The sequence below is a fragment of the Micromonospora sp. genome (genome assembly GCF_048594385.1).
Classification (GTDB): domain Bacteria; phylum Actinomycetota; class Actinomycetes; order Mycobacteriales; family Micromonosporaceae; genus Micromonospora; species Micromonospora wenchangensis.
The window spans coordinates 1-9,684 of sequence record NZ_JBMDWU010000371.1 but is presented as its reverse complement, the minus strand read 5'-3'; the positions used below and the strand labels follow the sequence as shown (position 1 = coordinate 9,684).

Here is a 9,684-nt window from a genome sequence, read left to right as displayed (position 1 = left end):
GGTTCGATCGGGGGGACTGTCTGCTCGGAGGTGCGGTGCTCCAGCACCGTGTCGGGGGCGGCCCCCTGGTCGGCCTCGCGGAGGTCCGACTCGGCGAGGATCGCCTCGGCCTGGGCCTGCGGGTCGTCGCTGCCGACCGCTTCCTCCTCGGGCAGCAGGTGGGCCCGGGACTCCACCCGGTCCTGATCGCTCTGCTCGTGGGTCATGGGCATCCTGTTACCCAGCCGCCCCGCCCGTCACGCCGACCCACCGGGTCAGCGGAACGGGCCGCGCACCTCGTAGGTGATGCCCCCGGCGGAGATCCCGGCCGTGCCGCGCTGGGAGGAGAAGTAGAGCCGGCTGCCGTCCGGGGAGAACGCCGGGCCGGTGATCTCCGACGACGACTGCCCGGTGATCCGCAGGAACGGCGTCACCACCCCGGTCGGGGTGATCAGGTTGATCTCCATGTTGCCGCCGTCCTCGGCGACGTAGAGGTCACCGGAGCGGGTGCCGGTGATGTTGTCCACCCCGGTCAGCGGGGCGGTGCCGCCGGTCACCAGCGAGTCGTCGTACGCCAGGTCGATGCGCTGGCCCACCGCGTCGTACGCCCAGACCCGGTTGTCGCCCTTGGTGGTGAACCAGCAGGTGCCGTCGGCGTACCAGCAGCCCTCACCGCCGGTGAACCGCTTCGCCCCGGCGACCTGGTTGCGGGTCGCCGTCGGTGAGCCGTCCGGGTCGGGCACCCGGGCCCAGCTCACCGCGCCGCTGGTGGCGGTGCCGGCGACCAGCACCTCCAGGGTGCCGGCGGAGAGGTCGCCCCAGACGGTGGGGCGGAACCGGTAGAAGCAGCCGTCGGTCTCGTCCTCGGTCAGGTAGACCACCTGGCGGACCGGGTCGGCCGCCGCCGCCTCGTGCTTGAACCGGCCCAGCGCCGGGCGCTGCACCGCGGCGGTGCCGCCCTGCGGGTAGGTCTCGTAGACGAAGCCCCGGCTGGTCTCCTCGCAGGACAGCCAGGTGCCCCACGGCATCGCGCCACCGGCGCAGTTCTGGTTGGTCCCGGACAGGATGCGGTACGCCGAGGTGACCGTGCCGTCGGCGGCGAACCGCAGCGCCGACGCGCCGCCGCTGGGGGTGACCTCCGAGTTGGAGACGTAGATCCAGCCGGTGCCGGCGGCGAAGCAGGCCCCGCCGTCGGGCGCGGGATGCCAGGTGTACGAGGTGCCCGGCACCGTCTGCCGGGAGCGGGCGACCACCCGGCTGGTGAAGCCGGCGGGAAGCTGGATGCCGTTGCCGTCGGCGCTGCCGAGCGGCCCGTAGGGACCGGTGCCGGGTTGGGCCGGTGCGGCCGACGCGACGCCGGACCAGAGGCTGCCGGCGAAGGCGGCGGCCCCACCGGCGACGGTGGCGCGCAGGACGGTACGACGGTCCATCGGATACCTCCGGGGGATGCGAGCGGTGCCGCCGAAGTTACCGACGGTGGCAGTGACGGAGGTGAACGTCAGGCGAGGGTTGGCCGACGGGCGGATGAGTCCTTGCCTCTGGTCGGGTACGCTTACCGGCGTGACGCGTACGTATCCATGGTTTAGGCAGCCGGCTGCGGAGCCGGTGACCTCACCATGAGCTGACGTCACCGCGTTTCGAGCCGGCCGGGCAGGAGCTTCGAGCTTCCTGCCCTTCTGTTTACGAGCAGCCGGCTCGACCCGGGCACCGGCCCCGGGCACGGTCGGCGGAAGGATTCCCACCGTGACGACCCCGGACAACGGGCCCACCCCGCACAACGGCGCGGTCATCGACCAACGGATCGACCGTGTCGTGCCGCTGACCACCCCCGCCCTGCTCCTGCACGAGCTGCCCCTGGACCCGCCGCTGGCCTCGGCCGTGCTGGCCGGCCGGCGCGACGTCGGCCGGGTGCTCGACCGCGCCGACGACCGTCTGCTGGTGGTGGTCGGCCCGTGCTCGGTGCACGACCCGGCGGCGGCACTGGAGTACGCGCACCTGCTGCGTGCGGCCGCCGACCGGCACGCCGACGACCTGCTGGTGGTGATGCGGGTCTACTTCGAGAAGCCGCGCTCCACGGTCGGCTGGAAGGGCCTGATCAACGATCCGGCGCTTGACGGTTCCGGCGACGTGAACACCGGCCTGCGCACCGCGCGGGCGCTGCTGCGCGACGTGGTCCGGCTGGGGCTCCCGGTGGGCTGCGAGTTCCTCGACCCGATCACCCCGCAGTACATCGCCGACACGGTGGCCTGGGGCGCGATCGGCGCCCGGACGGTGGAGAGCCAGGTGCACCGGCAGCTCGCCTCCGGCCTGTCCATGCCGATCGGCATGAAGAACCGCCCCGACGGCAGCATCGGCACCGCCGTGGACGCGATCCGGGCCGCCGAGGTGCCGCACGTCTTCCCCGGCATCGACGTCTCGGGCACCCCGGCGATCATGCACACCCGGGGCAACGCCGACGGGCACCTGGTGCTGCGCGGCGGCGGGGGCCGGCCCAACTACGACGCCGAATCGGTGGCCGGGGCGTTGGACCTGCTGCGGGCGGCCGGGCTGCCGGAGCGGCTGGTGGTCGACGCCAGCCACGCCAACAGCGGCAAGGACCACCGCAACCAGCCGAAGGTGGCCGACGACGTGGCCGCCCAGCTCGCCGCCGGGCAGCGCGGCATCGTCGGCATCATGCTGGAGAGCTTCCTGCTGGAGGGCCGCCAGGATCTCGACCCGACCCGGGAGCTGACCTACGGCCGGTCGGTCACCGACGCCTGCATCAGCTGGGACACCACGGCCGAGGTGCTGGAGCGGCTCGCCGTCGCGGTGCGGGCCCGCCGGGCCACCCTGCCCACCCCGGCCTGACGGGTTTGACCGTTTCGGCCCCGGGTAGCAGGGCGGGGTGACCGACGACGCAGCCGCGCCCGACGACCTGCCCGGGACCGCCCAGCCGGACCTCCGGCAGCTCGACGAGCTGCTGGACGAGATCTACCACGGCCAGGAACGGCTCAGCCAGGCCGACATCTACCGCTCGGCGGTCAGCGCGGACCTGCCGGCGGAGCTGCTCACCCGGGTCGCCGCCCTCCCCGAGGGGGAGTACGCGGTGGACGAGGTGGCCGACCTGCTGGGCGGGTCGGCGGGCTGACCGGCGACGCCGGCGAGAGGAGATCGAGATGTCCGACCAGACCGAACACCACGAGCGGGTGCCCGCCCTCGGCCAACCCCCCGAAGGGCTGGACACCCTGCCCGAACCGGACTTCGCCAACGAGCACGACAGGACGGCGGTCGACCGCGACGTGATCACCGGCGCGGACGCCGACGAGCGGGAGCCGGAGGCGTCGCGCGGCTGGGCCGGCGAGGACCACGGCACCACCCCCACCTGAGCGGGCGGCGACGGATGACGGAAAAGGGGCCGGCGGACACGATCCGCCGGCCCCTTCCGTGTGGTCACCGCTCGTCGTGCCGCCCGCCCTCGGCGGCCTGCTGCGCCACCGCGTACCCCATCTGGAGGAAGTCGGACGCGGCGACGGCGGTCAGCGCGGTCGCCACCAGCCGGGTCAGCCGGGGGGCCAGCACCAGGCCGCCGGTGAGCCCGGTGGCCACCCAGACGGCCAGGCAGAACGGGCAGCTCAGCAGCTCACCGATCGCGTGCCGGGTGGAGCTGCCCTGGTCGCGGACCTGCTCCATCACCTCGCCGCTGCCGATCGGGCGGTCGTAGCGGGTGAACGGGGCCCGCAGCGGGCTGGTCACCGCGTCCTTGGACAGCAGCCGGCTCAGCTTGTGGGTGGCGACGGCGAGCAGCACCACGTCACCCGGGGAGGGCCGTTCGGGCACCGGCCGGCCGGTCGCCTTCACCAGCGCCGCGATGGAGGCGGTCACCCCGGCGTACGTGCCCATCGCCGCCAGGTAGCCGCCCAGCGGTCGGTGCTCGTGCGGCGCGTACGCCTGGCGCAGCCGCGCCACCTTCTGCTTCAGACCACCGTCGGTCACCGGGTCTCCTCGTTCGTGGGCCGCACCGTCGGGTACGGCGCGTCGGGGTGGGGCGGGTGGGGTCAACCCGCGGTCAGGTTCTCGGCGACCTCACGTTCGAGGTTGGCAAGCGATTCGTCGGCCAGTCCGGCGTCCGCGCCCGCGGGCAGGTCCAGCCGGACCCGGGCCCCACCGGCGTCGGCCGGGGCGACCCGCAGCTCGGCCGTCCCGTCCGGGCCGTCCCAGCGGGCGTGCAGTTCGTCGTCGGAGCGGCTGCTCGGGGCCGGGCCGTCGGCCCGCAGCGCCCCGGGCAGCCAGGCGCCGACCCGTTCGGGGTCGGTGGCGGTGCTGAACACCACCTCCGGCGGCGCGGACATGCCGCGCTCGGCGCGGGTGCCCATCAGGCGTCCCGCAGCCGGTGCGGGTCCACCTCGCGGCCGGGGTGCCGGGCCAGGTACTCGGTCTCCAGCTCGGCGGTGCGGCGCAGGTGGTTGGCGAGCGCCGAGTCGGCGGCGTGCCGCAGCGTGTCGAGGCGGGTGCGGTGCAGGCTCTGCAACTCGCGGATCAGGTCGCCGTCGGCGAGGTCTGCCGGGTCCACCCCGAGCAGCTCGCCGTCGCTCTCGCTGACCACGGTGGCGGCCCGGTGGACGTGGTCACCGTCCCATTCCGGCATTCGCTGTTCGGTGCTGGAGTCGTCGGAGCGGTGTGCTGAGTCGGTCATGTCGTCCCCCTCGGGTTCGACCGGTCTGGCTGTCTAGACGGTTGCCCAGCCGGGCTGGCACCAAACCAGCGGCGCGGCGGCGGCGAACCGCCCGGCGGCGCGGCGACTACGACGTCGCGTCGGAGACGCCGGGTCCTCCCGGTACCCTCGACGGCATGAAGCGGCTCTGGACCCCGGCGTGGATCGTCCGCCACGTGGCCCTGGTCGTCCTGGTCACGGGCTTCCTGGCGCTGGGGTGGTGGCAGATCAGCCGGGCCGCTTCCGGTAACACGCTGAGCTGGGCGTACGCGGTGGAGTGGCCGATCTTCGCCGGTTTCGTGGTCTTCGTCTGGTGGCGGGAGGTCCGGCACGCGCTGCGCGCCCCCACCGCCGCACCCCCGCCGGCCGGGGCGGCACCGGCCGAGCCGGCCACCCCCGGGCCGGGCACCCCGGTGGTACGGCGTCCGGTGCGGGTCGCCCGGGTGCCGGCGACCCCGGTCGACGGCGCGGACGACGCCGACCTGACCGCGTACAACCGCTACCTGACCTGGTTGAACGACAATCCGGGCGCGAGGCCCGGCGACTATCCCGGCTGAGGCCGGTCGGAAGGACGGACGACGGTGGGCGGAGCCCTTACCCGGTACCGCGTGATCGCCTGGATCGTGGGCGTGGCGCTGGCCGTGCTGGTGCTGATCGGCATGCCACTGAAGTACGTGTTCGACGAGCCGATCGTGGTGGCCGTCGTCGGCACCGCGCACGGTTGGCTCTACCTGCTCTACCTGGCCGCCACCTTCGACCTGGGCCGGCGGGTGGACTGGCCGCTCAAGCGGATGCTGCTGGTGATGCTCGCCGGCACGGTGCCGTTCGTGTCGTTCGTCGCGGAGCGCAAGGTGACCCGCGAACTGGCCACCGGCGCGCCGACCCGTACGCCGGAGCCGGTCGGTCGCTGACCAGGAACCGGCCGCCGCCGACCGGACCGCGCTGACGCAGGGGTGTCCGGCGGCGGCCCGGCCGCACCGAGGGCGGCGCGGACTGGCGGCCTCAGCGGGCCGGCCGCCAGTAGGTTGCCGTGGGTGACGGGTCGTCCGCGTCGGGGTAGCGGTGCTGCTCCCGGGCCTGGTGCAGGGCGTCGACCACCTGCTCGAACTGCTCCCGGTCGTCGCTGCTGAACAGCAGCATCTCGATGCCCTGGCAGTGGCCGTACAACTCGTGCGCCGGTGGCCGCCAGCGGTCGCCGAGCAGCACCAGCAGCACCGGCAGCAGGCACACCACGCCCAGCGCCAGGTAGGCCCCGGCGGTGAGTCGTTCCAGCCCGCCGGTGAAGCCGAGCAGGACGCCGACGGTGCCCGCCCCGACGGCGGCGCAGGTGACGACCCGGACGGCGAGCCGGTCGTGCGGCCCGCGACCGGTACGCAGGTGGGTGAGGTCGGCGACGGCGTAGCTGCTTCGGCCGGCGGTGAACCGTTCGGTGGTCACCACGATGCCGGGCCGGGCGTAGAGCAGGGTGGTCGGTCGGGACCAGTGTGGCGGTCGGGTGCTGGCGCGGTCTGCCTGCACGGCGTCCTCCCGGGGGCCGACGGAGCCGGTCGCCCACCACCACGCCACCTGCGTACGGCGGGATTCCCGGCCGGGGCTCCATTCTGTTGCCGACCCGCCCGGGCCGCTCTCCGATTTCCGACACATCCGGCGAGCGCGACCTCCCCGCATCGCCGGCATCTGACCACCATTCCGGTTTTATCCGACTATTACCGCGCGATCCACACCGGTATCCGTCTGGAACGACGAATCAGACCTTCCTCGCCTACCTCGCAGAACCCGGTTGCCGGCCGTCCGCCCCGCATCAGCGGTGTCACCTGCCACAACGACCCGCCGGAGCGCTCGGCCAACATTCGCCGCTGCTTTGTCTGCGCGTCACTCCCGCCACAGGTTAGGTTGATCGGGCCGGCTCGGTACACGGCCGTCCATCCGGACGGGCCCGGGCCGGTGTCGCCGGGGGCTCAGCATCCTCCGGTGACCGGTGGGAGAGGAGTCTTCCGCTCTTGTCGTCCTTACGGATGCTGCTGCGCACCCTGGCGGTCGCCGGCCTGTCGGCCGCGTTGATCGCCCCGTCGGCCCCGGTCCGGGCCGAGCCCTCGGTCGCCGACCTCACCGCCCGGATCGAGCGGTCCTCGGCCGAGCTGGAACGGATCGTCGAGTCGTACAACAAGCTCAACGAGGAGATAAAGACGAACCAGGCCACCGCGGCCGGACTGCACGCGCGGATCGGCCCGCTGGAGGTCCAGGCCGCCCAGAGCCGGGCGGCGGTGGGCGAGATCGCGGCCACCGCGTACAAGACCGGTGGGTTGCGGACGGCCGAGGCGATCCTCGACCCGGCCGGTGGCTCGCTGGTCGACCGGCTCGGCACCCTCGACCAGCTCACCCGGAACCGGCAACAGCAGATCGACGGGTACACCGCCGACCAGCGGGCGCTGCTCGACCAGAAGGCCAAGCTGGACGCGACGCTCGCCAGGCAGGCCGCCCAGTCGAAGGCGCTCACCAAGACGAAGAAGCGGATCGAGCAGGATCTGGCGAAGCTCTACGAGATGCGGCGGGCGGCGTACGGCCGGGCCACCGAGGCGCCGGCGAAGAAGCCGAAGAGCGCCGCGCCACCCGACACCTCCGACACGCCGGCCGTCTCCGGTGGCGCCGGGGCCGCCGTCCGGTACGCCTACGGGGCGATCGGCAAGCCGTACGTCTGGGGGGCCGAAGGGCCCGGCGGGTACGACTGCTCCGGGCTGACGCTCGCCGCCTGGCGGTCCGCCGGCAAGCGGCTGCCGCACAACGCGGCGATGCAGTGGAACGCCACCTCCCGGGTCAGCCGTGGCGAGCTACGCCCCGGTGACCTGGTCTTCTATTCGGGGCTGGGGCACGTCGCGCTCTACGTGGGCGACGGTCAGGTGATCGACGCGCCGAGCGCCGGGCGCAACGTGCTCAAGCGGAAGATGAACATGATGAGCATCGCCGGCTACGGCCGGGTCCGCTGACCGGCACGACAACGGCGAACGGCCGGCGTCCCCCTATCGGACGCCGGCCGTTCGCCGTCATTACTACCAGCTCAGGCCGCCTGGAGCCCCTCCGCGCGGGCCAGCTCACGCAGCCGGCCGAGCGCCTGGATCTCCAGCTGGCGGATCCGCTCCCGGGACAGCGAGAACCGGGACGCGACCTCGGTCAGCGAGTGCTCCCGCCCGTCCTCCAGGCCGTACCGGGCCCGCATGATGCCGGCGGACCGGTCGTCGAGGTGGTTGAGCAGGCCCTCGATGCGCTGCCGCTCCAACCCGGTGAGGACGATGTCCTCCGGGGACGGGGCGTCGCTGTCGGCGACCAGGTCACCGAGGTTGGTGTCGCCGTCGTCGCCGACCGGGGTGTCCAGCGACACCGTGTCCTGCGACCAGCGGACCAGCTCGTTGACCCGCTCGACGGTGACGCCGAGGGCGGCCGCGATCTGCTCCGGCTCCGGGTCGCCACCCAGCTCACGGGTGAGCTGCCGGGCCACGTTGCGCATCCGGTTGACGTCCTCGACCAGGTGCACGGGCAGCCGGACGGTGCGTTCTTGCTGCGCGATGGCCCGGCTGATCGCCTGCCGGATCCACCAGGTGGCGTAGGTGGAGAACTTGTAGCCCCGCTCGTAGTCGAACTTCTCGACCGCGCGCACCAGACCGGTGTTGCCCTCCTGGATCAGGTCCAGCATGGGCATCCCGGAGCGCACGTACCGGCGGGCGATCGACACGACCAGCCGCAGGTTGGCCCGGATGAAGAGATCCTTCGCCCGCTCCCCCTCGACGACCAGCCGCTCCAGGTCGTCCCGGTCGGCCCCGGCGGGGACGCGGTCCTCGCCGAGCAGGTGCTCGGCGTAGAGGCCCGCCTCGATCGCCTTGGAGAGGTCGACCTCCTTGGCGGCGTCCAGCAGTGGCGTCCGGGAGATCTCGTGAAGGTAGACGCCGACCAGGTCACGCTCCTCGGCGACCTCGTCGGTTCGCATGCCGATGTTCTTGTCCACGGTGTCCACGGTCCCCTCGCTCGCGCCGGTTGCCCGGTTCCTTGCCATCCCCACGTCCATCAGCCCTCCCCCGTGCAACGCCCCTGCTGCCCGCCGGTGCTGACACCTGCACAACAGTCGAGACGGGTCGGGGATTCCATGTCGTGAGTCGAAAGTGTCACGAATGCCTGAGTACCAGCTGAAAGCCCGGTCCACGTTTGCTGTCAGCGGCCCCGTGGGGCCGGCTGCCGGCTGCGCGATCGCCGCTGGTCGGCACGGGTGTCGGCGGCCGTACGCCGGGCCCCGCGTCGTTGCGGCGTCCCGGTAAACCGCGACCCTCGTCACCGCCCGGCTGCGACCGGAGTCACTGCCAGATACGGGCCGGTGGACCGGTCGGTTCACCAGACGGTCCTGGATTACCCCACGCCCGGAACAACAATCCGTGGCGTGGCCGACGTCCCGGCGACACGGTGTTCTGTGTCACCCCCGCAGGGTGGCACCCCCGCGCACCCCCGGCAGGGTCGGCCGGCGGGGCGGTCAGGAGGCGAGCAGGGCGATGGCACCCCGGACCTGGTGCGCGGTCCGGGCCAGCGCGGCGCGGGCCGCGTCGATCTCGGCCCCGGACAGCAGCGAGACCAGGGCCGTCTTCAGGTCGCCGTCGGCCTCGTGCAGGGCCCGCCGGGAGACCTCCTCGGAGCAGCCGGTCGCCTCGACCAGGATGGAGATCATCCGGCCCCGCAGCTTGGCGTTGGTGGCCACCATGTCGATCATGAGGTTGGAGTAGACCCGACCCAGCCGCACCATCACCGCCGTGGAGAAGGTGTTCAGCACCAGCTTCTGCGCGGTGCCCGCCTTCATCCGGGTCGAGCCGGTCACCACCTCGGGGCCGGTGTCGACCCCGATGACCACGTCGACCCCGGCCGCCGCCCGGACCTCCGGATTGGCGCACAGCAGCACGGTCGCGGCCCCCCGCTGCCGGGCCGCGTCGAGTGCGCCCAGGACGTACGGGGTGCGTCCGCTCGCCGCCAGCCCCACCACC

Annotated in this window: 14 protein-coding genes; 6 read left to right on the top strand and 8 right to left on the bottom strand. The window is 73.2% G+C overall.

Annotated elements, in window-relative coordinates; translation table 11 throughout:
- Together ACOJTC_RS19780 and ACOJTC_RS19775 are read right to left on the bottom strand one after the other, a co-directional pair.
- The coding region (locus tag ACOJTC_RS19780) for a hypothetical protein (protein WP_420117984.1) at nt 1-206 on the bottom strand (206 nt) is incomplete at its 3' end.
- A gap of 48 nt (nt 207-254) precedes the next feature.
- Nucleotides 255-1,409 carry an alkaline phosphatase PhoX gene (locus ACOJTC_RS19775; RefSeq protein WP_420117983.1) on the bottom strand — a complete coding sequence of 385 codons (1,155 nt, stop codon included), beginning with the start codon at nt 1,407-1,409 and terminating at the stop codon, nt 255-257.
- Nucleotides 1,410-1,713: 304 nt separating this feature from the next.
- On the opposite strand from ACOJTC_RS19775, the gene ACOJTC_RS19770 reads away from it, so the two are divergent.
- The 3 genes from ACOJTC_RS19770 to ACOJTC_RS19760 are packed head-to-tail and all read left to right on the top strand — an operon-like array spanning nt 1,714 to nt 3,344.
- Nucleotides 1,714-2,826 (top strand): 3-deoxy-7-phosphoheptulonate synthase, encoded by a 1,113-nt coding sequence (locus ACOJTC_RS19770; RefSeq protein WP_420117985.1) that lies wholly within the window; start codon nt 1,714-1,716, stop codon nt 2,824-2,826.
- Nucleotides 2,827-2,863: 37 nt separating this feature from the next.
- A complete protein-coding gene (locus tag ACOJTC_RS19765; RefSeq protein ID WP_204928080.1) occupies nt 2,864-3,106 on the top strand; it encodes a hypothetical protein in 243 nt (80 codons plus the stop codon).
- A gap of 28 nt (nt 3,107-3,134) precedes the next feature.
- Nucleotides 3,135-3,344 carry a hypothetical protein gene (locus ACOJTC_RS19760; RefSeq protein WP_204928081.1) on the top strand — a complete coding sequence of 70 codons (210 nt, stop codon included), beginning with the start codon at nt 3,135-3,137 and terminating at the stop codon, nt 3,342-3,344.
- A 64-nt stretch (nt 3,345-3,408) separates the two neighbouring features.
- Here the strand turns inward: ACOJTC_RS19760 and ACOJTC_RS19755 are convergent, their stop codons facing one another.
- From ACOJTC_RS19755 to ACOJTC_RS19745, 3 genes are all read right to left on the bottom strand, one after another.
- Nucleotides 3,409-3,951, bottom strand: a complete 543-nt coding sequence (locus ACOJTC_RS19755; protein WP_088642719.1) for a DUF1360 domain-containing protein — start codon at nt 3,949-3,951, stop codon at nt 3,409-3,411.
- A 62-nt stretch (nt 3,952-4,013) separates the two neighbouring features.
- The gene (locus ACOJTC_RS19750; RefSeq protein ID WP_204928082.1) at nt 4,014-4,331 is read right to left on the bottom strand and encodes a hypothetical protein; all 318 of its coding nucleotides are present in this window, start codon (nt 4,329-4,331) and stop codon (nt 4,014-4,016) included.
- Nucleotides 4,331-4,651 carry a DUF6158 family protein gene (locus ACOJTC_RS19745; protein WP_420117982.1) on the bottom strand — a complete coding sequence of 107 codons (321 nt, stop codon included), beginning with the start codon at nt 4,649-4,651 and terminating at the stop codon, nt 4,331-4,333. Before ACOJTC_RS19745 ends, ACOJTC_RS19750 begins: the two co-directional genes overlap by 1 nt.
- 155 nt (nt 4,652-4,806) lie before the next feature.
- On the opposite strand from ACOJTC_RS19745, the gene ACOJTC_RS19740 reads away from it, so the two are divergent.
- Nucleotides 4,807-5,226 carry a hypothetical protein gene (locus ACOJTC_RS19740; RefSeq protein WP_204928084.1) on the top strand — a complete coding sequence of 140 codons (420 nt, stop codon included), beginning with the start codon at nt 4,807-4,809 and terminating at the stop codon, nt 5,224-5,226.
- A gap of 24 nt (nt 5,227-5,250) precedes the next feature.
- Nucleotides 5,251-5,580, top strand: coding sequence for a DUF3817 domain-containing protein (locus tag ACOJTC_RS19735; protein ID WP_420117981.1), 330 nt, complete (start codon nt 5,251-5,253; stop codon nt 5,578-5,580).
- Nucleotides 5,581-5,671: 91 nt separating this feature from the next.
- On the opposite strand, the gene ACOJTC_RS19730 is transcribed toward ACOJTC_RS19735, so the two are convergent.
- Nucleotides 5,672-6,187, bottom strand: coding sequence for a DUF6232 family protein (locus tag ACOJTC_RS19730; RefSeq protein WP_204928086.1), 516 nt, complete (start codon nt 6,185-6,187; stop codon nt 5,672-5,674).
- Between the two features lie 482 nt (nt 6,188-6,669).
- Between ACOJTC_RS19730 and ACOJTC_RS19725 the strand changes: the two genes are divergently transcribed.
- The gene (locus tag ACOJTC_RS19725; RefSeq protein WP_420117980.1) at nt 6,670-7,653 is read left to right on the top strand and encodes an NlpC/P60 family protein; all 984 of its coding nucleotides are present in this window, start codon (nt 6,670-6,672) and stop codon (nt 7,651-7,653) included.
- Between the two features lie 71 nt (nt 7,654-7,724).
- On the opposite strand, the gene ACOJTC_RS19720 is transcribed toward ACOJTC_RS19725, so the two are convergent.
- Together ACOJTC_RS19720 and ACOJTC_RS19715 are read right to left on the bottom strand one after the other, a co-directional pair.
- Entirely contained in the window at nt 7,725-8,714 is a 990-nt protein-coding gene (locus tag ACOJTC_RS19720) for a sigma-70 family RNA polymerase sigma factor (protein ID WP_194821544.1), read from the bottom strand.
- 468 nt (nt 8,715-9,182) lie between these two features.
- Nucleotides 9,183-9,684, bottom strand: a 502-nt coding sequence (locus tag ACOJTC_RS19715) for an N-acetylmuramic acid 6-phosphate etherase (protein WP_420117979.1), incomplete at its 5' end; no start/stop codon positions are given.

Coding starts and splice junctions, on each gene's coding strand:
- ACOJTC_RS19775 (WP_420117983.1), bottom strand. CDS start 1,409: ATGGACCGTCGTACCGTCCTGCGCGCCACCGTCGCCGGTGGGGCCGCC.
- ACOJTC_RS19760 (WP_204928081.1), top strand. CDS start 3,135: ATGTCCGACCAGACCGAACACCACGAGCGGGTGCCCGCCCTCGGCCAA.
- ACOJTC_RS19750 (WP_204928082.1), bottom strand. CDS start 4,331: ATGGGCACCCGCGCCGAGCGCGGCATGTCCGCGCCGCCGGAGGTGGTG.
- ACOJTC_RS19745 (WP_420117982.1), bottom strand. CDS start 4,651: ATGACCGACTCAGCACACCGCTCCGACGACTCCAGCACCGAACAGCGA.
- ACOJTC_RS19740 (WP_204928084.1), top strand. CDS start 4,807: ATGAAGCGGCTCTGGACCCCGGCGTGGATCGTCCGCCACGTGGCCCTG.
- ACOJTC_RS19720 (WP_194821544.1), bottom strand. CDS start 8,714: ATGGCAAGGAACCGGGCAACCGGCGCGAGCGAGGGGACCGTGGACACC.